Origin of the sequence: Pseudoalteromonas rubra, assembly GCF_005886805.2 — a bacterium.
GTDB classification, from domain to species: Bacteria; Pseudomonadota; Gammaproteobacteria; order Enterobacterales; family Alteromonadaceae; genus Pseudoalteromonas; species Pseudoalteromonas rubra_D.
On the sequence record NZ_CP045429.1, the window covers coordinates 1223250 to 1249338 of the forward strand.

Below are 26089 nucleotides of genomic sequence, written 5' to 3' on the forward strand. Positions count from 1 at the left end.
ATGACAACACAACTTAATGAAGCTCAGGCGCATTTTTTGTCTTTTTTTGTGCAGGTGCTTGGGCAGCCTCTGGGCTGGCAAGAGAACTTTTTTGAAGCCGGTGCCGACTCTGTTGATGTGATCACGCTAGTCGAACGACTCGAAGATGAGTGTGCTTTGTATGTTCCAGATAATCTGGTGTTTGAATATGAGACGCCAATGGCCATTTGGCAAGCGCTCGAAGAGAATGCACCGTTGGCACCTTTTCAGTCACCTGAGCATGCACAGGGAGATGTCCCAATTTCTGCCAGTCAGTATTCTTTCTGGCCCATCTATCAGGACCCGGATAAAACGCCCGCATACAATGTACCTTTGGTACTAGAGTTGTCAGGAAGGGTGGATCTGGACAAACTCAAAGCGGTATTTCGTGATATTTATCTGGCACATGATGTGCTGCACAGCGTATTTCGCTATCAGCACAATGACGTGGTTATGTCTACGGCCGTTGACCCGAACTGGTGTGTGACTGAGGTTGAAGCATCTGAGGATGATTTTGCTGAGTACATTTCAACTGAGATGGCCCATATTTTTGATCTGTTTTCAGGCCCTTTGTTTCGTGTCCAGATTGTCCGCTCTGGATCCGAGAAAGTGCTGGTTCAGCTCAATGCACCCCATATCATAATGGATGGTGTTGCTATGAACCTGCTTTGGCGTGAGTTCATCCAAAGGTATGAAAATAATTATAGGCCTGGCCCTGAACAATCAGATTACTTTGCTTATCTGGCAACTCAAAAAGTCGAAGACAACGCATTCTGGCAGCAGTACCTGAGTGGGTATCAGCCTTTTGCATTGCACTCCTTTGCGGAGCCTGCCAGGGACAACGCGTTTAACTGTCAACTGGCCTTAGGTAACAAACTGAGCTCTCAGCTGGAGACGATGGCCAGTGAGCACAAAGTGTCAGTATTCACTGCTGCAATTCATGTTTTTGCTCACACTCTGGCACAGTATGTTGGTGAGCAAGAGGTGGTAATAAGTACCCCTTACGCTAACAGAACACAGCGCCAGACAAGAGCAACGATTGGTCAATTTGTGGCAATGTTGCCATTGCGTTTTCGCACCGCGTCTCAATCGATATGGCAGCATGTGGACGAACAGGATAAAGCCATAAAGCAGGCAATGGCCTGCGCAGAGTTTGATTTAGCTGCACTCAGTGAGCAACTGGGACTAGCCAGTCAGGGAGGTATTCATCCTCTTCAGCAAGCCGTTTTTTCCTGGAAGTCTGGTTTACTGGAAGCTGACGATTTCGCTGCCGTTAACGTATCTCGGCGTAATGACAGTCGGGCTGCGAGTAAGTTCCCGATTGCCCTAACCATGTACAAAGTGGGTGAGCAGTATCAGATGGACTGGGAGTTTGATACCCAGTTATTATCAAAATCAACCATTCAGGTGCTGCAATCTCGTTTTGAGCAGCTGGTAGCGCAAAACGGTGCACTGAGTTTTCTAGATCAGACAGCCATTCCAGCAGACCCTGGGGTGACCGTCACACTGCCAGAACAGTTCAGTCAGGTTGTCGCACAATATGGTGATAAAACAGCTGTGCGACATGAATTACGCTCACTCAGTTATATTGAGTTAGATAAACACAGTAGTGCCATTGCTGCTTACCTTCAAGCACAGGGATACGGTCTTGGGGCGCCGATAGCTGTGGCCTTACCTCACGACTTGGAACTAATCATTGCCGTACTGGGTATCATCAAAGCGGGATGTGTATACGTCCCCTTATCGCTGAGGAACACGCCTGAGCAAAACTTAAAGATGATGCGCATGGCACACTGTGATATGTGCTTCAGTGCACAGCAGGATTATACCGACATTACGCTCGCGTCGGTGTCGGAGATAATCGCAGCCGGTGCCGTCGATTACACTGATCCTCTCATTGCGCCTACCGCTGCGGCCTACATCAATTTTTCATCGGGAACCACTGGGGAGCCAAAAGGCATTGTATGCCCGCATCAGGGCATTACCCGGATGGTGCTGAACCCCAATTATATGTCACTGAGCAGCGACACTATCATGCTCTGTACTTCCAGTATTGCTTTCGATGCATTTACGTTTGAGCTTTGGGGTGGGCTGCTCAATGGGGGCACTCTGGTTCTGAAAGAAAACGGCACCTTAGACACGCAGGGTTTACGCCAACTGGCAGCCGAGACTCAGGTCAATACTGCCTTACTGACCTCAGCATTGTTTAATACATTAGTCGATATTGATGTTGGGGCATTTGAGGGGATAACTCAACTCCTGGTGGGAGGGGATGTCGTCAGTGCCGGACACGTAGCCTCTTTGTATGCCAGCAATGAAAATATTCAGGTTATAAATGCCTATGGGCCGACCGAAAATACCACGATGACCAGTTGCTTTTTGATCCCCAGAAGTGTTGCGGCAGGGAGTAAATTGCCGATTGGCAGGCCGCTAAATGGTACTCAGGTTGTGATTTGTGATCCGCAAGGTCAGATCCTGCCGCCAGGTTTTACGGGTGAAATAGTGACAACTGGTGCTGGGTTGGCACTTGGCTACCTGGACAACGCGTTAAACGCAGGCAAGTTTATCGAGTTAAACATTGCCGGAGACACAGTACGGGCTTATCGTACCGGTGACTTGGGCTACTTTGATGCGCAACATACTCTGCAATTTCTGGGGCGACGCGATCAACAGGTTAAAGTGAACGGCCAACGAGTTGAATTGGAGGCTGTCAATCACTGTGTCGCCCAACTGACCGGAACGCACACTGTTGAAACCTTGGTTATTAAAGCAAATGGTACGGGATTTTTAGTCAGTTTTGTCTCTGGCCAGAGTGTCGATATGGACGAAGATACGCTATTGTCGGCTGTTTCTGCACAGCTTCCTCCTCATCTGACACCGAACAGTATTCTGGGCATGGATACCTTGCCTGTCACCTCAAATGGTAAGGTCGATAAACGTGCCCTGGAGCAGCATTATTATGCCCATACCGTGCGCCAAAATGCCGAGCCTGTCAGCCTTACGCCGGCGCAGTCTGAACTGGCCGATATGTGGCGTGCAGAGCTGGGAGACGTTGCCTTACATCCTAGAGCGCACTTTTTTAAACTCGGTGGTAATTCTATTCTGGCACTGAAAGTAAAAAATCGGATCGAGCAGAAGCTGGGGCACAGTATTGCGTTTTCTCGGTTGCTGACAGCACCGTTATTAATGGATATGGCGAAGCTGTTGCAAGCGAGGCAGCCGGAGCAACCTAGGTTCAATGAGTCCATAGATGAGGTTAACCGTGGCGTTGCCTTGTCGGCGCAACAGCAGGGGCTTTGGCCAATCTACCAGGATCCGACACTGAGTCCGGATTACAACATTGTATTTGCCATCGCCGTAGATGGTCCGTTGGACACGGCCAGGCTGGAGCAGGTACTAAAAGATGTTTATGAGCAGCACGATGCGCTCCACGGCAGGTTTGTGCAAGATGGCGAGCAAGTATGGTTTGCCAGCCACTCCACTTCTGAGTGGTGTGCCCAGACCATCAGGGTGACACCTGAGACACAACAGGAGCACATTACGCTGGAGTGTCAGCGGGTGTTTGGGTTATGCACTGATCCCTTGTTTGTCGCAAAAATTCTAAAGCAAGACACAAATACGCATACCGTGTTACTTAATATGCCGCACATTGTGAGTGATGGCTGGTCGATGAACAAATTATGGGCGGATATTGTGGCTCGTTACGAAGGGCTGGATAAGCCGGCACCTCAGTCTGGCTTCAAAGCGTATCTTGCCCAACGGGTCACTCGTGCAGACAATGCTGTGTGGCGCGATGTATTACAGGGTTATGAACCGTTTAGCCTGCATAGTGTCTCAGTGCCACAACAGACTGGGCAATACGTTGTTCACTCGACTTTATCCGCACAACAGACTGAGGCATTGCGAAAACTTGCAGAGCAGTACGAATGCTCTGTATTTTGTGCTGCCCTGAGCGTGTTTGGTCAGAGTATTGCTCAGTATACGGGCAAAGACGATGTTGTTATTAGTACGCCTTTTGCCAATCGCCTTGACGCCCAGTTTGCTGAAGTCCTCGGTTTTATGGTCACTATGTTGCCGATCCGGATGCGGTGTGGCAATTTAACTCGGGATCAGCGTTTTACTCAGCTAAAACAAGACTTAACAAGTTTGTTTGATCACACTGATGTGGATATTAATCAGCTGGTGTCTGACCTGGCTTTAGCGGTTACAGAGGGGCACAATCCGCTTCAGGAGGTCGTATTTTCGTGGCAGGAGAGCTTGTTATCGCTGGACGCATTCACTGATACGACAGTGTCCAAACAGGAGGTGATGCTATCTCGTGCTAAGTTCCCGGTATCACTTACGGCGTGCCAAAATGGTGATGAGACTGCGCTGAGGTGGGAGTTTGATACGACACGTATTTCCGTGCAGACTATCGAGCTATTGGATGAGTTGTTTAAGGCCAACCTGCTGGAGACATCTCATGTTAAAGCACTGGATGTATCGTTTGATGAACCACTGAAAGCAGACCTGAATCGCCGTTTTGCAACGGTCGCTGCTGAAAACGCCAATGCCATTGCCCTCAGGCAGGGCACACAAACACTGACTTACACACAGCTGGATGAGCTGTCGAATAACGTATGTGCTCATTTGCAGGCCGCGGGCGTTACTGCTGGCACCCGGGTAGGGATCACCCTTGCCCACGGACTTGAACAGGCGATTGCCTTGCTGGGGATTGTGAAAGCGGGTGCTGTTTACGTGCCATTGGATATGTCAGATCCTGATGAGCGGTTAGTGAGCCTAATTGAGCTGTGTGAGATAACACATCATATTCACGCCGAACAACCAATTGTGCATATCATTCACAATCACCCTATCTCAGCCTTACTTGAGCCGTCGGCTCAGCCTGTGTTAGTTGCTCAACTTGATGGTCCTGCGCCGTTATACATAAACTTTTCATCTGGCACTACGGGCGAACCCAAAGGCATTGAATGCTGTCATCAGGGAGTATTACGTCTGGTGGATCAGCCGAACTTTATGCGTTTAGATGCCGCTACTACCATGCTGTGTTCAGCACCACTGGCCTTTGATGCTTTTACTTTGGAATTCTGGGGGCCGCTACTCAACGGTGGTCAGGTCAGTTTTCGTCAGGCTGGACAGATCGACAATGCTGAGTTGAGCTACCAAATCCAGACATTGGGTGTTAATACAGCCTGGCTGACTTCGGCCTTATTTAACACCTTGGTAGACATTGACGTGAGTGCATTTAAAGGCCTTAAGACGCTCCTGGTTGGTGGGGATGTTGTGTCTCCTGCGCATGTTCAGCGTGCTTACCGTGAACATAGTGAGCTAAGCATTATCAATGGTTATGGCCCAACGGAAAATACTACCTTCACTTGTTGTTTTCACATTCCCAGAGACTGGCCACAACAAGCAAGCTTGCCTGTAGGGCAGCCTATTCAGGGGGGGGCAGTGTATGTACTCAATAATCGGGGAATGCGTTTGCCGGACGGTTGTGTGGGGGAAATTGCCGCTGCGGGACTAGGGCTGGCAACGGGCTATCTGGATAGCGCCCAAAATACCGGGCGATTCGCTTACCTTGAAGAGCAGGGTATACGCACTCGTATCTACAAAACCGGCGACCTGGGCTTTATTGATGTTCAGGGAGACGTGCACTTTATGGGACGCCGCGATGGCCAGCTTAAAGTGAATGGATTCCGGGTGGAGCTGGATGCCATTGATCGAGTGCTGGCTGAGCAACGAGGAGTCCAGCAGGCACAGACAATCGCATATAAGCAGCAAACTCAACAGCAGTTGATTAGTTTCCTGGTTCTGGACGCAGAGACTATGTGCTTCGATGCAGATGAGGTCGCGCGGCTTGTCAATGAGTATAAATCAGACATCAGTACTGCTTTGCCATCTTACATGCTGCCAAATGCCATATTGGCTATACCGGCCTTGCCTGTGACGGCCAATGGTAAAGCGGACCGTCGTGCGCTGAAGCGTATTTATCAGCAATGGCTGACAACACGAACTCAGACAAGTCATACCGGGTTTTCTGCACTGCAAGCCACTGTTGCCCAGGTTTGGTGTGATATTCTGGGTTGCGTCGATGTCACGCTTTACGATCACTTTATGCAGCTGGGAGGGACGTCTCTTCTGGCGCTGAAAGTATCTCACCAGTTATCACAACAACTTGGTTTTGAGGTCAGCTTTATTGATGTGATGCAGAACCCCGTTTTGCAGCAGTTATGTGATGAGCTAGCTGCTCGCAAGTTGACGTTTAACCACACCAAAGAAGCCATTTTTAAACGCAATATCACAGCTGCACAGCTGGATGCACGGCAGATGCAGTTGTGGCCTTTGTACGTGCAAAAACAGGCCGCACATTACAATATACCATTGTGTTATGACCTCAAAGGGTCACTGAATACCCGCAGATTGTGCAGTGCATTTAAATATGAATATCTGCACAGGCAGGCGCTGCACAGTGTGTTTGAACAACGTGGCGATGCTATTTGTATGGTGCCCAGACCACAGCTTGACTGGCAGGTTGAGCTTCATCAAGGGACAGAATCAGACTGTGTTGCCTTGCTACACCGCGAGCAGCATAGAGTGTTTGATCTCAGTTCGGACCCTTTATTAACCGTGCACCTTATAAAACTGACGGACGAGCACCATGTACTACTGATGAATACGCCACATATTGTCACCGATGGCGTGTCGCTTGATGTGCTTTGGCAAAGCGTCGCTGAGTCATATAACTCGGGAATAGGCCGCAGTCAGAGTATTGATTTTTATGACTATGTGGATGCCAGTACACAAGGTGATTTGGATCAACATTACTGGCAAAGTCGGTTAGCAGGTTACGACCCTGTGACGTTACACAGCTTTGGCCGGACAAATACATCGGGACCTCGTCGCCATCGGGTGACTGTCTCGGCTGAGCATACCCGGTTGCTGAAAGAGGCTGCTCAATCCCATGATGTGAGCCTATTCAGCTATACATTACAACAATGGGGTCAGACGGTTGCAAGGTACCTGGGTGAGCAGGATTTAGTGATCAGTGTTCCCCTGGCCAATCGTCAGGACGCTCAATGGCAGTCAGTGGTCGGCTATCTGGCTTCGGTCGTGCCAGTCAGGTTAGATACCAGCCTGGCAGCACAGCCCTTTTATCAGTCTCTGCTGCGCGATTTAGATGCCCCGGCATGTGACTATCGGGCAATCTTACCCGAACTTGGGCTGCAGATGGCCGGAACAAGCCACCCTCTGCAACAGCTGGTGTTTTCCTGGCAAAGTGGTTTACAGCTATCAGCTGAATTAGACCAGCTAACCACATCGCGAAGGGATACATCGGGTGTCAGTGCCAAGTTCCCATTGAGTGTGTCCGTTACGGAGCAGGATGACACGCTCGTGATGCACTGGGAGTTTGATAATCACACTCTGAGCTTGTCAACTATCGAACAGTTACAGCTCATGTTCGTTGCGCAACTCGAAAATGCGTATTGTCGGGAGCTGCCAAAGTCTGTACCTCAGGCAAACTACCCAGACGTGATCTCGGTCTTTGCAAAGCAGGTTGCACAGCACCCGGAGGCTATCGCCCTCAGAGCCGGTACCATGTCAATGACCTATCAAGCACTGTGGCAGCAAAGCAGTCAGGTGGCACATTATTTAGTTGCTCAGCAGGTTAAACCCGGTGAGCGCGTGGGTATCTGTATGGCACGTGAGAACAGTCTGGTACCTGCTATTATCGGTATTGTGATGGCCGGAGGCGTGTATGTACCTATGTCGGCAGAAGACCCCTCAGAGCGCTTGTCCGAACTAGCGACGCTGGCAAAAATAAGCCATTGTCTGGTTGATTTACCTCGGGAAGGGGCCTTTACGGCACATCAAATATCTGAGGTGCTTGCACAGACCACCGCGGTGCAGCCTCTGCCAGAGCGTTCCGGAAATGACCCAATTTATATTAACTTCTCGTCCGGGACTACAGGCAAGCCCAAGGGAATTGAATGTGTGCATCAAGGGGTGACACGACTGGTGTGCGCGCCGGACTTCATGCAGCTGAACACACACACCCAGATGTTGTGTGCAGCGGCTCAGACGTTTGATGCTTTCACCCTTGAGTTCTGGGGGCCTTTACTGAATGGCGGTTGCTTGCATTTGCTGACAGAGCCGCAGCTCAATGGCGCATTATTAAACACCTACAGTGAAACCAATGGCGTGTGTACCGCATGGCTCACAGCTGCGCTATTTCATACCCTGGTAGACATCGACCCCAGTGTGTTTAAACACCTTAAACAATTGCTGGTCGGTGGCGACGTCGTTTCGCCTGCTCATGTTCAGAAAGTTTATGCAGTCAACCCGCAGATTGACATTATCAATGGTTATGGACCAACTGAAAATACGACCTTCACGACCTGTTATCGGATCCCAAGAGATTGGCCAGCAGATGAAGCATTACCCGTGGGCAAGGCCATTCAGGGGACTGCTGTTTATGTTATGGATGCACACGGGCAGATACTCCCTCATGGCTGTGTAGGTGAGATAGTGACGTCAGGTTACGGTCTGGCTAAAGGCTATCTGGAAATAGCATTGAATCAGGATAAGTTTATTACCCTGTCGCTACCCACAGGAGACGGTCGGGCCTACAGAACCGGTGATTTCGGTTACTTTGACAGCGAAGGGTTGCTGCGTTTTGTCGGGCGTAAGGATCATCAGGTCAAAGTGAACGGCTACCGTATTGAGCTGGATGCCATTGATAGAGCGTTACAAACGCTGGAGCCGGTGGAGTCAGCACTGACACTGGCAATAACTCAGGGGAATAGCCAGATCCTGGTAAGCTTCGTGGTTGCCCCCAATTTGCCTGTACAGCCGGACGGGGCGGCACAATTGCTGCACCCGTTGGCGAATCTGCTACCTGGTTATATGCAACCAGGCACGCTAATCCAGTTACCCGCACTTCCTTTAACTGCGTCCGGTAAAGCGGATCGCAAACGACTCACTGACATTTACGCTCAGTGGCAGGCTAACACCCAGCAAAGCGATCGTCAGATGACACCGACAGAGTGCTGCGTGGTATCCATCTGGAAGGAGGTGCTGGGTGTTGAACAGATCTTTGCACAGTCACACTTCTATCAATTAGGCGGTAACTCGTTGCTAATGTTGAAGGTACATGCGGCGCTCAGCGAGCAGTTGGAGCAAGATGTTCCTCTGACTACGCTGATGCAAAATCTCACCGTAGCCACCTTGGCCTGTGCGCTAGAGGCGTTAACGAGTCAGGCTGTGGCAGTGTACCCGGAGGGCATCGATGACTTTGAAGACGGTGCCGCTTTACGATTGACTGCCCAGCAGGAGAGTCTGTATCTGGCAATGGCCAAACATCCTGACAGTGCCTATAACGTCCCTTTATTTGTGCCAGTGGATACGACATACAGCACGGCACATATTTTGGCGTGTGTCACAGCGTTGCTAGACGCATACCCTTCACTGCGTTTGTGCCTTTCGGAATCTGCAAACGGTGTTACGCAAACGGCACTACCAAGTCATGAGGTTGCATTGAATCATACTCGTATGAGCCAGCAACAGTGGCAGGAGTTTAGGCATATAGCTAACAGTGCACGTATTGACCTGAGCCAGTGTGTTTCCGATATACAGCTGGTTGATGTGGATAATGGTACGCGCTGGTTGTGTTTGAATGTGCACCATATTGCGATTGACGGACAGTCCGCTGCGCCACTGATTAATGCGCTTTCCTGCGTGCTACAGGGTGAGTCTTTACATCGGGATACGGGCTTTATGCGGCAAGCGAAATGGCAACAAAGTGACGACTACCAGGCATTGCTAGCTACTCAGTTGCATTACTGGTCAGACAGACTTGCAGGATTAACAGAGTTTACCGGGGTAAGCTACCTGAGCACGCCGGATAACGCCCGCCCCGCTGCATATCTGGATACTACATTCTCCCCTGAACTCAGCACAGCGGTGACGCGTCTGGCTCAACGGCTGGAGATCAGTGAATTTACCTTTTGGTCCGCTATTGTGACTTATGTGTTGGGACGTCTAAATCAGACGACTTACGCCAGTGTGCTAACGCCGGCTGCAAATCGTCAGTTTGCTGAAGACCGCAACAGTGTTGGGTATTTTGCTAACACCGTTTTACTTTATGCTCATTGGGATGAACAGAGTAGCTTCTCCAGTTACTTACAAAACTGGCAATCCCAGATCACTGACGATCTGTGTCATCAGGCTGCTCCCATTGATCGTGTTCTGGCGCAAAGAGCACTGCAACAGGCTGCACCAGAGGGGGCGCCGGGCGTCATGTTTAGTTTCCTGGCAGGCGGAGAACCTCCGTTTGAAACAGGGCGTAATAGTGAAGTGAAGGTTGATCTGGGGATTAGCATTCGTAAAGGTACCGACAGTACCCACTTAACGCTCGAATACAGAGCTAATGCATACAGTGCACAGATGCAACGTGCATTGGCTGATACAATTAGCCTGGTTGCTGAGCAGTTTGTCTCTGCAGATACTTTGACGTTAGGTGAAGTAGCTTTATATCAGGGGATGATGGCAGGTGATACGCTGGCACCTGACTATGTGCATAACATTGCTGATGTGATTCTGACCAGGGCGCTGATGCAGCCTCGTAGTTTTGCATTGTCATGTCAGGCTGAGCGATATACCTATCAGGAAGTCGCTGAGCAGGCGCAGAGCATAGCAGCCAGCCTGCAGCATCGGGGAATTGTAAAAGGCGACCGTGTTGCGGTGCTGATGGGACGCCATGCTGGACTGCCTATTACGCTGCTGGGGATCTGGCTTGCGGGAGGAGTTTATGTGCCACTGGATCCGGACTACCCTGAGTCACGAACAGAATACATTTTGCAAGATACTCAGCCCAAGTTGGTGATTTGTGACAGTAAGACACAGTATCAGTCTGAGCAATTTACCCTGGTTGAGCAGTCCATGCTTACCTCATCGACTGGACAGGCCCTGCGCACGTTAGTGCGTGTTACTGAGTCCGATCTCTCCCATCTGATCTATACATCAGGATCAACCGGAAAGCCCAAAGGCGTTATGGTTCGTCATGGCGGCGTACTGGCGTTGTATCAGTGGGCCAAAGCTTACTACACACCGGCGGAGCTGGCTCTGGTTTACGGTGGTACATCTGTTTGCTTTGACTTATCCGTGTTTGAGATTTTTATTACCTGGAGTCTTGGCGGGCAGTTGCACTTTGCGAACAACGCACTGCAATTGCTGGATGATGCATCTGAATTGCCGATTACTCTGCTTAATACCGTGCCTTCAGTACTCAAAGAAGTGCTGAAACACCAGCCTCTGAGTGACACTGTGAAAGTGGTCAACCTGGCTGGAGAGCCTTTGCCCCCTGAACTGGCAACTACACTCTATGAGCAGCAGCCAAAGTGTCGGGTGGTCAACTTGTATGGTCCGAGTGAGGACACCACCTATTCTACCTATTATCAGGTACCGAAAGAACAGTCTGAACCTATGCTAATTGGTGCGCCACTGACAGGCACACAGGCTTTTGTGGCCGATCAGTCAGGCCGGTTGATGCCGCCTTTATTCAGTGGCGAATTGTATTTAAGCGGTGCCGGATTGGCACGAGGTTATTGGGACCGGGAGGACCTGACAGCCGAAAAATTCGTCACTTTACACGGCAGCCTGAGCTATAAAACGGGCGATCTGGTGCGTGATATGGGCCAGGGGCAATATGCCTACCTTGGCCGTATTGATAACCAGGTTAAGCTCAATGGATTTCGCATAGAACTAGATGAAATTGATAATGTGTTGCTCCGTTGTGACGGTATTGTCGAATCCTGTTCGATTGTGGTTGAGCTGCCCGCTGGCAAGCAGATAGTGTCTTTCGTTGTGACAAATGGGATGTTCATGGACCTCAATCTTGCTTATCAGAGGGCAGGTGAGTACTTACCACCATACATGGTGCCGGCGCATATTCAGCTGATAGATACTATGCCTAAGACGCTGTCTGGCAAACAGGATCGTAACGCATTGCAGCAACAGGCTCAGACGCTTGAAAGTCCGGTCTGTGAGATAGACTGGTCTAAGTATTCAGCAACGGTCAAGTGGTGCTGCGAGCTATACCGTGAGCTGCTCGGCTCAGACGTGATCACGCCGCAAAGTGGGTTTCTTGCTTGCGGAGGTAACTCATTGTTGGTGGTGTCGGTGATTAAGCGTATCAACTCGGAATTTGAAGTTGAAATATCGTTTGCGGATGTCTTTGCTGCCTCAACACCTGAGCAGCTTGGAGCCGTTATTGATGGCCTTGGCGTGGAAGATAACGCCGACGACGAGTTAATTTTGATTTAAGTGTGCACCGGGGTATCCGGTAAATACATCCGATTGACAGGATATAGAGTGGCGCTCAGGTAGCCACAAAAGCAAAAATAGTGAAACAAAAACAACCCAATAAGGAACGTCAATGTTAGACAAGTACCAACAAAATGGAAGCAAAGTACTCTTATACTTAGATACCCGGGAGCTCCCTCTGGAGAGAAAACAGGAGATAGCTGCGGCAAAACAACAGGGTTACAAGATACTCATGGCGACCCCAACCCCGCGCGCTTACGATGCGTATTGTCTTGACTACGTGCTGGACGTAAATGTCGGTAATTTTGCTGAAGCTGAGCCGGTGATTCTCGACTATATCGCGACACATAAACTCAATGTGACCGGTATTTTGGTCTGGAAAGATCGCGAAGTCGTACTGGCATCCAAACTAGGACAGGCACTGGGATTACCCCATACCACACCTGAGCATGCTGAAAATGTTCGTGATAAAAGTAAAACACGTGCCTTACTGGAGAAGTTTCCGGGTCTGAATCCTCGCTTTTCAGTGGTAAGAGATGAAGCTTCTTTCATGAGCGGATTAGCTGAAGTAGGCGTTCCCGCAGTATTAAAACAAGCTGGTAATTCAGGTAGTCGTGGTATGTGTGTGATCACTGACCTGGAAACGGCTCTGGATAAGTACCGCGAAGTGGTTGCTGTTAACAAACAGCAGGCCGGTGATATGTATCATTACTACGAAGATATCATGCTACTGGAGCAACGCCTGACAGGCAGTGAACACTCTCTAGCTGGGGTTGTGGCCGATGGCGAGGTGATCACATTTACCATTGCTGATAAGAAGTTTGATACAAGTCTGCCTTTGCAGTATGAAAATGTAGTACCCTCTAAGTTAGCAGTTGATCTACAAACAGAAATTGTAGCACAACTGAAACAAGCTGTAGCTGAAACAGGTATAAATTGGTGCGGCTTCCATGTCGATTTTATGATCACCGAAGCAGGCCTGAAGATCCTGGAAATTGGCGGTCGTCTGGGTGGTGAGATGATTAACTCTCATCTTATCCCACTGACCCTGCCTGGTGTCAGCAGTTACGCTGCACTGATTGAGGTTGTGCAGGGTAATAACCCGCTTGCACATACGGATTACACCCAGCTTGCTCACTCCCGTGCTGCATCTCGTGTTGTGATGCCAACAGCGAAAGGCGTGATAAGTAAGATCGAAGGGGTACAAAATGTGATCAAAGATCCCCGTTGCCGCGAGTTTATGCAAACCTGGGGTGTGGGGGATGAAATGGTCTATCCGGACGTCAAATTCAAAGGGTATGAAATCGGCTACTTTATCGCTCAGGTTGGCCTGGATGACGATATTGAACAGGCTATCGAAGCACTGAATAACAAAATAACAATCACAATTGAATAGAATTTTCTCACAGGATAGTTCTACACAGAGGCAAGCGAAATGAAAAAAACAACTCTTTTAAGACAAATGCTAAATGACCAAAACATCCACATTGCACCGGGTGTCTTTGATGGAATGAGTGCACGACTGGCAGAGCAGACAGGCTTTGATGTCATTTATGCCAGTGGTGGTGCGATTGCCCGAAGCTGTGGTTTCCCGGACATTGGTATCATCAGCTTTACTGAAGTCATGAATCGCGTTGGTCAGATGGCGGAAGTTACGAAAGTCCCTGTGATTGCGGATGCGGACACAGGGTTTGGTAATGCAATTAATGTTAGCCGAACAATCAAAGCGTTCGAGCGTGCTGGCATTGCTGGTGTGCACCTGGAAGATCAGACGTTCCCGAAACGTTGTGGTCACCTTGATGATAAATCACTGATCAGTGCAAAAGAAATGGCACACAAAATTCGTGTAGCTAAAGACAGCCAAACTGATGAAGACTTTGTGTTGATCGCGCGCACCGATGCCATCGCCGTTGAAGGGTTTGATGCGGCTATTGAGCGCTCACAAATGTATATGGAAGCGGGTGCTGATGTGATCTTCGTTGAAGCGCCTGAAACTATCGAGCAGATTGAGCTGATCGCTAAACATATTCCACAACCTAAACTTATCAACATGTTCCACAGTGGTAAAACCCCTCTGGTACCAAAAGAGCGCTTACAAGAGCTAGGCTACAAGTTTGTTATCATTCCATCCGACTTGCAGCGTGCCACGATTCAGGCTTGTCAGAATACTCTGAGCACCATTTTAAAATATGGCGACAGTGGCAGTATTGCTGACAGCATGGCGTCATTTTCTGACCGAGAGCAAATCATCCGTACTAAGGATTACCTGGCCATCGACGACGGTTATGAAAAATAACCGTTAGCTCGGGATAAACGAGCCAGGGGGGCTCAGCTAAGTTAGCTGAGCACTTCTCCCAATACGTTAATGAAAAAAATCATGGGCCTGCTTGGCTTCGGCCTCATGCGGCCAAAATTTAATGATTTATCAGCTCTGTGGGAAAGTGGAGTTAAATGTGAAAAAAAGAACAATAAAGGAATTGTTGCAGCGAGTATGGCAGGCAGGTTGTCAGCTGACGCTCAAATCGCAACAGCTAGCTCTAAGTGGAAATACCAAGAATATCGACCGTGCACTGTTACAGGAAATCAAAGATCACAAAAGCGATATTATCAGTTACCTGAGTAACACGAGTGACAACCTGGTACTGACGGAACAACGACCAGCTCAGTTACCACCGACTGCTAGTCAGTCTTCACTGTGGATGGCGCACAAGCTGGCTGAACTGGGTAACGCCTATTCAATGCCGTTGGTTAAAACATTCGATAGCTTGCTGGATATTCAGCGGGTTGAGCAGGCTTTTCATGCCTTGCAGATTCGTCATGAAGCGTTACGTACGAATCTTGAAGACACAGACGGCGATGTATACCAGGTGATCCATCAGACGGCGAGAGCCTCTGTAGTGCATCTGACGCAGGAAGCAGATTTATCTGCACAGGTACAAAGATTATTGGCGGTGCCTTTTTCGTTGCAACAGGAACCGTTGATCCGGCTGTATTGCATACGGGGTGAAGCGCAGACGACCCTAGTGTTTAATATGCACCATGTCATCAGTGATGGTGTGTCTTTGGGTATTCTTAGCCAGGAATTCGCAAAATTATATCATGGCGAGGCCTTGTTACCGCTGACCTACCATTATGCGGATTATGCTGTTGCACAGGCAGCCTGGTTGGACTCGCCTAAGTTGCATGCTGCGGTCAGTGCCCTATGCGGGCCTCTACAAGATCTGCCTGATTACACTAACCTACCGATAAAAACGGCGCGCACCGCTGAGCGTTCAACACTCGGGGAAACCTATTCGTTTGCCATTGAGGCGGCGCATACCAAGCTGGCTGGTGAGGTGGCTAACCGCGCGCAAGTAACCCGGTTTACAGTCATGATGGCAGCCTTTTTCGTGATGCTGAATAAGGTCAGTAGCCAGGACTCTCTGTGTATCGGTGTGCCATTTTCAAATCGTCAGGCAAACCACACCGACGACATGCTGGGGTTATTTGCCAACACGCTGCCAATTGCCGCTCATATTTCTGGCCAGCTGGGCTTTAGTGAGTTTGTTGAGCAGTTGCAGACGCAAATTCTGGATACCTATGAATGGCAGGGTGTACCACTTGATCTCATGCTTAATGAGCTGAAACTCAAACGCAGTGCGACTTATGCACCGCTGTTTCAGGTGATGTTTGCTTACCAGAATATCGCGGCGGATCCTTTAGTGCTGGACGGTGTTAGCAGCAAAGACATTGAGTTTGATGTTAGCCATATCAAGTACGATTTGAAGTTGACAATAATTGAAGAGGGCGACGAGTTGCGCGCTGTGTTTGAATACAGTAGTGCATTGTTTGAACGCGACACCATAGTGCAGCTAGGTCATAACTACCTGCAAGTGTTGTCTAACCTTGCATCGGCCGCTCCGTTGTCTCAATGGTCGCTGTTAAGCGAAGCTGATCAGAGTCAACTATTGGAACACACGAGCAATCGCTCGAATGACACGCCTGTTAGCCCCTTGTGCTTACATCAGCTTTATGAGCAGCAGGTCAAGGCACAACCAGACTTTACAGTATTGAAGTGTGGTAGTGAGACTTTGAGTTACGCGGCGCTTGATAGCAGAGTAAATCAGCTTGCCAATGGGCTGATCGCACTGCCCGGTTACCAGGCTGGCAAGCTCATCGGTGTGTGCACCGATCGCAGTTTTGACATGGTTGCGGCCATCCTGGCTGTACTCAAAGCCGGCTGTGCTTACGTGCCTTTAGACCCGGAATATCCGTCTGACCGCATCGCTTATATTTGTAAAGACGCAGCGTTGGAGTTGGTGCTGACTCAGCCAGAATTGAGTGCACAGTTTGAGGCCATGGGAGTTACGCCGCTGAATGTCAGTGATACTCATGGCGAACACTGGTATCAGGCTTATAGCAGTACAGAGCCTGATACAGCGGCTCAGGTAACAGCAGATCAACTTGCCTATATCATCTATACCTCTGGTTCAACGGGTAATCCGAAAGGGGTGATGGTTGAGCATGGTAATGCAGTGGCAATGCTTGAATGGGCAAAGCGTACGTACTCAGAGCAGGAGCTGGCTAAGGTATTGGCTAGCACGTCGTTATGTTTTGACTTGTCTATTTATGAGTTGTTCTTGCCGCTGTGTTTCGGTTCTCAATGTGTGATCGTCGATAACCTAATTGCGTTGTTGGCGGAGCCGGTCGAAGTAACGCTGATTAACTCAGTACCTACCGCCATTGAGCTGATCCTGGAACAGGACGGATTACCGTCCGAAACATTGGTAGTGAACTCCGCTGGTGAACCTTTGTCAGCCACGTTGGTGAATAAATTACTATCGGCTGGGGTGACTAAAGTGTGTAACCTCTATGGGCCTTCTGAAGACACCACTTACTCAACGTATGCAGAGTTTACATCACCGCTGAGCGCTGCGCCCAGTATTGGCCGGGTCATAGACAATACTCAGGGTTACGTATTGTCAGAACACAACCAGCTGCTGCCTTTTGGGGCGGTAGGAGAGTTGCATTTGACTGGTAAAGGGCTGGCCCGTGGCTACCTGAATCAGCCACAGCTAACAGACGACAAGTTTATTACGAACCCTTTCTATCACCCTGAATGTGCCTCGACCAGTGATCGTATGTACAAGACCGGTGACTTAGTACGCTATTTGCCCAGTGGTGAGCTGGAGTATATTGGCCGTGCTGATGAGCAGGTAAAACTGCGCGGCTACCGGATAGAACTCAATGAGATTAAAGCGCAGGTTGAATCTCAGCAGGCGGTTGAGTCAGCACTGGTGGTGGTACGTCAAAGTGGCACTCAAAAACAGCTGGTGGCATATCTAAAACCAGCTTGTGAGGATTTTACCCCTTACTTGGCACCGCTTAAGGCAGCACTTGAATCCCAGTTACCTGGTTATATGGTGCCGGATGCTTTTGTGGTACTCGAGAACTGGCCGCTATTACCAAATGGTAAAATTAATAAACGCGCCTTACCCGAGCCGGAGCTTACTAACCTGACTGACAATTATGTGGCGCCACAGACGCAACTGCAGACTGAATTGGTGGCCTTGTGGTCGGCGCTACTGAGTCTGCCTGAGAGTGAAATTGGTATCCGTCACAACTTTTTTGAGCTCGGAGGTAACTCCATTTTGGTGGCCAAAATGTTGTCTTCTATCGCCAAGCAATATCAGGTTTCTATATCGTTTACCGATGTGTTTAATAACGCAGCGATTGTTGAGCTGGCTCGCTATATTGAACAGGGTGAATTGTCTGATCTGCCGCAGCTATGCAATACAGATCCTGTTGATTCATTACCTGCATCACCGCAACAGATCCGTTATTTCGAAACCTATAACATAGATGCCCCAACGTCTAAGCGGATGACGAATACCTTTGACTACTGGGAAGACATTGAGATTTTGCAGCAGGCGGTTCAGGTTCTGGTTGAGCAAAACGATATTTTCCACACGGGTTACGACTTTGATGAGCAAGGCAAGTTGCGCATTTCATTCAATCCTAACCCGGTGGTAGAGCCCATTTTCTTTACACAAGAAGTGGAAAGCGACCATGAATTGCAAAAAGCCATGTATGGACGCATTGCTCAGGAAACATTTGAGCTGGCTCACCCACCGCTACTCAAACTATTGATCTGCAAGTCGCCTAACGGTGGTGGTCATGCGGTGATAGGGATCTTTAATGGGATCCTGGATGCCTACTCGGGCGGTCTGGTGACGACTGAAGTTCGACGACTTTATAACCTGATTGCTGAAGGGAAAACCTGTGCAGCGCCGGATGTTGCCTATCGGGACTTTGTGCAGTGGCAATATGCCCTGACGGACAGTGAAAAATACACTGAAGCCCGCACATTCTGGCGCACTCAATATCCTGACGGGTTCACGCCTTTTTATCTGACCGATCACCCTCAGGGTAGTCAGGGCGGCACCATGTTCGCGTTTTTACTGGGCGAAACTTTGTCAGAGCAGGCTGCAGCAAAAGCAAAGCAAACGGAATCAAGCTTGTTTAACTTTTTGCTTGCTAACTTCGTGGAAGTGGCAAGCGGCTGGTATAAGCGCGATGACGTGTCTGTAGGTCTGTTATATCACGGCCGCGATCAGGCCGAACTGGAAGATAAAATTGGTTACTTTGTTGACTTGTTATGTCTCAAAGCAGAGTACCAGGCAGGCCAGCCATTTGCGCAGTTGGTAGAGCAGGTTAATAAAAACCTCTTTGAAAGCATAGATAATCGCATTTATCAGTACCAGGATTTGGCTGCTGATTTTGGTCAGTCACTGACGGAGCCACGTTTTCCATTGACGGGATTTCACGTCAACAATGTCATCGTACCTGGCGAGGAGAAGCAAGTCCCGGCGCACTTCGAACAGCAAACAGCGCCGCTGCCCTATGAACCTAAGTTTGACTTCAACATTTATGTTCATGAATCAAACCGCGGCATTTTAATCCGCATGGCGTACGCAAACCGCATCTTAACCGCAGAAGAGGCAGAGCAGTTTGTTACCACCTTCAAAAATACCGTTAATAAAAATAGTCAATAAGGAAGTCTTACGTGAATAATAATAAGGTATATGATCTCATCGGGATTGGCGGCGGCGTGTTTAACCTGTCGCTTGCAGTTATGTTAGAAGAGCAGGGCTTTGAAAACGCCATTTTCTTCGAGCGCAATGAAACCATCCATTGGCATCCTGGGTTACTGCTGGATACCTCAGAGCTTCAGGTTAACTTTATGAAGGACCTGATCCTGCCGGTGTCGCCCACCAGCAAATACACTTTCATTAACTATCTGCACCACAGGAACTTGTTGTATCAATTCTTGAACCGTAAAACGGATACGATCTCCAGAAACCAGTTCCAGGCGTATTTTCGTTGGGTGGCTGACATGTTGCCGTCACTGAGAATGAATAGCACCGTTGAGCAGATCCGTCATGATGGTGAGCTATTCATTGTGACGGTGAATGGAGAGGATTACTTCGCCAAGGATATTTCGATTGCGGCGGGGATTAAGTCAAATGTCCCTGAATGTGCTAAAGATGTTATCTCTGATGATGTTTTTCATGTCACAGAGTTTGCCAGACGTCGAGATGCACTGGCGGGACAAAGAGTATCCGTGATCGGTAGTGGTCAGAGTAGTGCTGAAGTTTTTGCAGATGTTTTCTCGCAAAATCATTGTAAATCCATTCACTGGCTGGGAAGACGTTATTCCTTTGCTCAGCTTGAAGATAACTGCTTTGTGAACGAGTTTTATTCGCCAAGTTTTATCAAGGTGTTTAAGGGACTGACTACAGATAAGAAGAAAGACTTCATTCAGCGTATGGAAATGTCCAGTGATGGTATCAATCAAGGCCTGCTGGACAACATCTATCGCAGTATCTTTGACAGAAAGTTCTTTACGGAGCACGACTGTGATTATGCGATCCGTCCTTATCATGAGCTTCAGGCCATTGAAAAGTCAGGTAGTGCTTATGTATTGACCTTCAAGAACCTACTTCAGGGTGACACCTATACGCTCGAATCTGACAAAGTGATATTGGCAACCGGATTTAAGTCTGCGTCCTGGGATCTGTTGCAGTCTTTGGTGAGTGATGAATATCAAAGCGTGGACGAACTAAAAATTTCCGACGACTATGAGTTGCACTGGCAGCACATGGGGAAAAATCGAATTTACGTGCAAAACACCAGTAAAATGCAACTTGGACTGGGTGATCCGAACCTTAGTATCTCAGCTTATAGAGCTGCGATGATAGCGAATTCTATCTTGAAAAAACCGGTATTCCAGACCCAACCTGATACGCCGTTGCTAGGCTACATGTAGGAGCTGAGCGATGAAAAAGAAACAGTACTTACTGATTTCAGCTAAGCCTGCGCCAAATGGTCAGCTGCATTTGGGGCATTTGTCAGGTCCTTATTTGTCACAGGACATGTACTACCGCAAGTTGTGTGCAGACGGACACGATGTGAAGGTGATTTCAGGAACCGATGCGATTGACTCGTTTATTCAGTTGAAAGCTGTCCAGCAAGGTGTGCAGCCCGCACACCTGGCTGCGCAGCACTTTGCAACGATTGTTGACAGCTTCGCAGGCTTTTCAATCCATTATGATAACTTCATTAATCCTTTCTCCGAACAGTGGCAACCTCGTTATGTCGCCACGATGCAGGAGGTGGTGACGGTTGCCGAACGTGAAGGCAAAGTCATCACAAAGGAAGCTCCGTTCCCTGAGAATGAGGCGGGCGAGCCTGCATCGGGTGCCTGGATTGAGGGAATTTGCTGTGATTGTGATTCCCCCATGAGTGGCTACTTCTGTGAGCAATGCGGCGCGCATCTGGAACCAGGTGAAATCCTCGATGCTCGGCACAGAAACACTGCTCATACCTTGTGTTTTGAGCCGCAGAGTGACGTGTTTTTCCAGATAGCGGACAGTGATGGCTTATTGCAATCGCTACAACAGGCTCAGGTTCGTGAACAGGAATATGCCATTGTCGAAAAACAGTTCCAGAATAACCGTACTCAGGTGCGGTTGACGGAACGTGCTGCTTGGGGTGTCTCGTGTGGCGATAATCAACAGGTATATTTCGGGCACGGTATGCTGTATGCCTACTGCCGTATGATAGGTGAATCTTATCAGGCGCTGACCGGGTGTCAGACTCATCCATTTGATGCAGAGTCTGAAGTGACCACCATCAACTTCTTCGGCATGGATAACACGGTATCACACATGGTTAATATTAATGCCATTGGTGCAGAGATCCCTCAGTGGAAAGGGTTTGACCACTTTGTGGTGAACCAGTTTTATCTGCTCAACGGCCGTAAGTTTTCCACCAGTGCTGGCCATGTTGTGAACGGTAATGAAGTCATTAGTAATCCGATGATACAGGCCGAAGGCGTGCGTTTTGTACTGGCAGCTACCTCACCGGCAAAACACACGATGGACTTTACTCAGGCGTCTTTGCTGCATTGGTATAACAATGTATTGATCAACGAGCTGATGCAGCCACTGGTGATGGCTGCGGAGCAATTGAGCGGTAAAACCTGGCCAGTATTACCAGCTGGACAAGACTTCGCGCCGGTGTGGGAAAAACTCACACATATCTATGAATATCACAACTTTGACCCGCAAGAGGTTGTAGCCATTGCGCGGGATTATATTGCTACTGGTGCGGGGATTAAGCGTGAGGATGCACTGGCACAGTATCTTGCTCAGTCGGCGTTACTGCTGTATCCGCTGATCCCCGAAACGGCACGCACCCTATGGCAGGCCTGCGGCTTGTCGGGCGACCCAAGCCTTGCCGGGTTGGCCTGTGACAGTGCGGCTTTTAACGCATTTCCTTGTCCGTTCGAACGGATCTCTATGCATATGATTGATGGATTATTTAGGTAACAGCACTATGTTGAACAAATTTACATTACTTCCGCCCACTTCAAGCCGTCCGGGCGTTGAACTTAAGATGGTGGATTTTGACCAGTTTGGTGAGCAGCGTATTCCGTTTGAAGGCGGGCAGTTTTTTGTCGAGCCTGGTAAAACCTCTAAGCCGGATACGCATGATGTTTCTGAATGTTGGTTTATTGCACAGGGTCAGGGGATCATCAATTACGATGGTCAGGAGTATCACATTACGCAGGGAGATTACTTGTATTTTGAGCCGCGCAAAACCCATTTTGTCCATAATGATGGTGAGCAGCAGCTGGTGATTTTCACTGTGTGGTGGATGGCACAGTCATGATGCAAGCATATGATATTGCTGTGATAGGCGCGGGTGTCATGGGCACCAATGTCGCCTATCAGGCAGCACGAGAACATCCTGATAAACGCATTGCCCTAATTGACAGAGATAAAATTGGAGCTGGCTGTAGTGGTTATGCAGGGGCGATTATTTCACCTATTTCATTGACTGCAGCTCATCAACAGCAAACCGCTTTGTCGAGGGATTGGTATGAAGATCCGGCATTGGGTTGTCAGCACTTGTTACGTCAGCTAGATACACTGATTGTATATAGTGATGCATCGCAGGAGACACTGAATCAAAAAACCGATCTGCTGACGCCGGTGCAGTGTGAGGTACCAGGGTGGTTGTCGCCCCCGTCTGATCTCCAGCTGTCGCAAAGTCGTGCCACGTTATGGGGCAATGTGTTTGAGATCTGTCAACATCTGGCGTACGCAAACGATAGTGTCGATGTCTATGAATGTCTGGCTGTTCGAGATTTCAAGCGCTCTGACGACGGTTGGCAGTTATCTATGAGTGACGGCAGGACGTTGCATGCAGGCCAGGTCGTGGTTGCCAAAGGTGCCTGGCTTAGCGCAGAGGAACAGTCTTGCGACTTGATTATAAACCGCAAGAAAGTCGTTGCCTATGAAATTGATGCACCTGTTGATGAAACCAGTCCACTGGTCTATCTCTATGATCAGGGGGCATTTTTATTGCCCTTACTGCATAAGCAACGCTGGATCATGAGTATTACCTCTCAGCAGTGGGGTTGCATGCCTGAGCGTCATGAATGCGAAATCTCACAGGAAGACCGTCAGATTGCAGAAACCATTTTGCAACAGCATGCTCCCAGCCTGATTGGCGCTTTACGTGGCGGACGGTGCCACAGCGACGGTTATGTTCGTGAGCGTCGTCCTCAGGTAGTGGCCAGTCAACCGGGTCAGCTGGTTATCGGAGGTGGCTCGGGGAGTGGCTTTCGTTTTGCCCCAGCGGTAGGGCGGCAGGCTTGTGAACTGCTATTTTCGAATTCAACAGTTTAAAGAAGAATAATAATGATAAATCAAACTCAAGAAAAACCGCTTAGTGGGATCACGGTGATCGATCTTACCCGGGTGTTGGCCGGTCCTTTTTGTACCATGATGCTGGCCGACCAGGGGGCACGTGTTATCAAAGTTGAGCTCAGCGGCAGTGGTGATGATGCTCGCCTGTATGGTCCCAATGTGAACGAGATGTCTGGCTATTTTGCTTCCATTAACAGGGGCAAGGAAAGCATAGCGTTGAACCTAAAAGATGAAGAAGATCGGAAGGTCTTTGAAGCCTTACTGGCCAAAGCGGATGTACTAACCGAAAACTTCAGGCCGGGCGTAATGGAGCGGCTTGGTTATGACTGGCCGACTTTACACAGTAAATTCCCTCGCCTTATTTACGGTGCGATATCAGGGTTTGGTCAGCATGGCAGCCCTCACCGTGATAAGCCAGCGTATGATATGGTGGTGCAGGGCATGGGTGGCATTATGACGGTGACGGGACACAAAAATACCCCTCCGACCCGTGTGGGTGTCAGTATTGGGGATCTCAGCTCGGGCTTGTATCTGACCATTGGTGTTCTGATGTCACTGAACATGCGTCATCGCACTCAGGTTGGCAACCAAATTGATATCGCGATGCTGGATTGTCAGCTGGCATTACTGGAATACTCTATTATGCGCCATCACGCAACGGGAGAAATTCCCAGTCCTGTAGGTACTTATCGTCCAGCAATTGCCCCACCATTTGGCATGTTTGCTGCGCGCGGTGGTTACATGGTCATTGCTACGGGTAACGAAACCTTGTTTGGTAAATTATGTGATGTGCTGGGTCACAGTGAACTGAAAACAGATCCGCGCTTTAATGGCCCTGAGGCACGTAAAGATAACGAAGAGGAATTACAGCAGCTGTTGGAAGACATCTTGTCTCAGGCAACACCCCAAGTCTGGGTCGAGCGGCTGAGTGCACATGGGGTACCGTGTGGACCAGTTAATAATGTTGCACAAATGCTGAGTGATCCACATGTGCAGTTGCGCAATATGCTGGTGACTACAGAGGGCGGATTTGGGCCTGAGCAGATAGTGGGTACGCCGCTGAAGTTTTCCAATGTGGCAGACATGACCAGCGTACGTTGTGCTCCGACACTGGATCAGGACAGAGACACTATCCTCCGAGACTTTGGTATTGTTGAGGAGGCACTAGGGTGAAACCCGTGAACACTCAACCTCTATGGCTTGAGGAAGCGGTTACGCTCGAGACGCAAGCGCCATTGGCTAAGGCCGATGCCGTTTTCGTCGGTGGCGGTATCACGGCATTGAGTGCCGCGATACCTTTGCTCAAAGCGGGATTTACGGTACAAGTTCTGGAGGCAAATGCACCACTCTCAGGGGCCAGTAGCCGGGCCTTTGGTAACCTTGATGTGGGTGTATCTGTGTCTAACAGTGCTTTACGCGCGCAGTATGGTACTCAGTTGGGTGACGAATTGTGGCTCGAAGCGGCAAATGCAGCAATAGAATTGCAGGCATATATCGCTCGGTGCCAGATCGCGTGTGATCTGGATACCAGCGGTCATTTGAAAGTTGCCTTCAATTCGCGCCAGGAAGCGGGGCTGGTGAACGAGTACCATGAGCTTAACGCAGTTTTTCCTCACTCGCAGGCAAAGTTAGTGCGTGGTCAGGAAGTGAGCCACTATTGGCCGGGCCGTAAAGCAACTTTGGGGTTTTTTAATCCGCTGAGTGCGACCGTCAATCCCTACAAGTTTGCCAGCGCGCTGTATGCACAGTTTTTAGCGCTCGGTGGTCATTATAGCGCCTATTGTGCTGTCAAACAGGTGAGACCAGACAAAGGTGAAGGCTATACTGTGGTGCATCAAGCAGGACATACACAAGCGGAGCATGTCGTGCATACCACCAATGGTTATACTTCTAAAGTTTCGGGTGCGCTAAGGCAACACATATTGCCCATTGGTAGCTACATTATGGCCACCAACCCTTTAAGCGAGCAGGAGTATAAAGCGTTTACCCATCCCCATCAGGTCGTAACCACAGCCTATCATTTCAAACAATATATGCGACTGGATCAGCAGCGCCGTTTGATTTTTGGCGGACGCCTGGGGCTGTCCACTGGATTACAGGAACACAAAGTTGAACGGGAATTACGCAATCTCGCGACTCATTTGTTACCGTTTGTGGACATCCAAAGTAGCCATGTGTGGGGCGGGAAGCTAGCCATGACCCGAACTATGTTACCTTCTATGGGAGCGCTGGCACACAATCAATACTATGCCATGGGGTACTGTGGTCGCGGGATACCTATGGCCTGGTGGTGCGGTATTAAGCTTGCCGAAATGATCGTTCAGGGGTCCACGCGCAACATTACCAGCTTTACACGTGCACCCAATCAGTCTTTTCGGTTACTCAATCTTATCCCGTTAAGAAATGAGCTATTGTCTGGCTATTTTTACCTAAAAGACCGTGCATACCGGGAGTTTCAGTAAGCACTTCGGGGCCAGTCAATATGCGCTTCC

General features: G+C 49.2%; 10 protein-coding genes. All 10 read left to right on the top strand.

All coding sequences use genetic code 11. The features are described from left to right. A complete protein-coding gene (locus CWC22_RS05245; protein ID WP_138538893.1) occupies positions 1–12339 on the top strand; it encodes a non-ribosomal peptide synthetase in 12339 nt (4112 codons plus the stop codon). A 112-nt stretch (positions 12340–12451) separates the two neighbouring features. Next, positions 12452–13735, top strand: coding sequence for an ATP-grasp domain-containing protein (locus CWC22_RS05250; protein WP_125562016.1), 1284 nt, complete (start codon positions 12452–12454; stop codon positions 13733–13735). Positions 13736–13774: 39 nt separating this feature from the next. Beyond that, positions 13775–14635, top strand: coding sequence for an isocitrate lyase/PEP mutase family protein (locus CWC22_RS05255; protein WP_125562014.1), 861 nt, complete (start codon positions 13775–13777; stop codon positions 14633–14635). Between the two features lie 157 nt (positions 14636–14792). Then, the gene (locus tag CWC22_RS05260; protein WP_171045101.1) at positions 14793–19373 is read left to right on the top strand and encodes a non-ribosomal peptide synthetase; all 4581 of its coding nucleotides are present in this window, start codon (positions 14793–14795) and stop codon (positions 19371–19373) included. 11 nt (positions 19374–19384) lie between these two features. Beyond that, positions 19385–20647, top strand: a complete 1263-nt coding sequence (locus CWC22_RS05265; RefSeq protein ID WP_164517576.1) for a lysine N(6)-hydroxylase/L-ornithine N(5)-oxygenase family protein — start codon at positions 19385–19387, stop codon at positions 20645–20647. Between the two features lie 10 nt (positions 20648–20657). Beyond that, entirely contained in the window at positions 20658–22211 is a 1554-nt protein-coding gene (locus tag CWC22_RS05270; protein ID WP_138538891.1) for a class I tRNA ligase family protein, read from the top strand. A gap of 7 nt (positions 22212–22218) precedes the next feature. After that, positions 22219–22554, top strand: coding sequence for a cupin domain-containing protein (locus CWC22_RS05275; RefSeq protein WP_125562006.1), 336 nt, complete (start codon positions 22219–22221; stop codon positions 22552–22554). Further along, complete coding sequence (locus CWC22_RS05280; protein ID WP_138538890.1) at positions 22551–23576, top strand: NAD(P)/FAD-dependent oxidoreductase; 1026 nt, start codon at positions 22551–22553, stop codon at positions 23574–23576. Before CWC22_RS05275 ends, CWC22_RS05280 begins: the two co-directional genes overlap by 4 nt. 12 nt (positions 23577–23588) lie before the next feature. Next, positions 23589–24770, top strand: coding sequence for a CaiB/BaiF CoA transferase family protein (locus CWC22_RS05285; RefSeq protein ID WP_138538889.1), 1182 nt, complete (start codon positions 23589–23591; stop codon positions 24768–24770). A gap of 5 nt (positions 24771–24775) precedes the next feature. Further along, positions 24776–26059: an NAD(P)/FAD-dependent oxidoreductase gene (locus CWC22_RS05290; protein ID WP_171045100.1), complete on the top strand. Its 1284-nt coding sequence runs from the start codon at positions 24776–24778 to the stop codon at positions 26057–26059. The last annotated feature ends 30 nt before the right edge of the window (positions 26060–26089 follow it).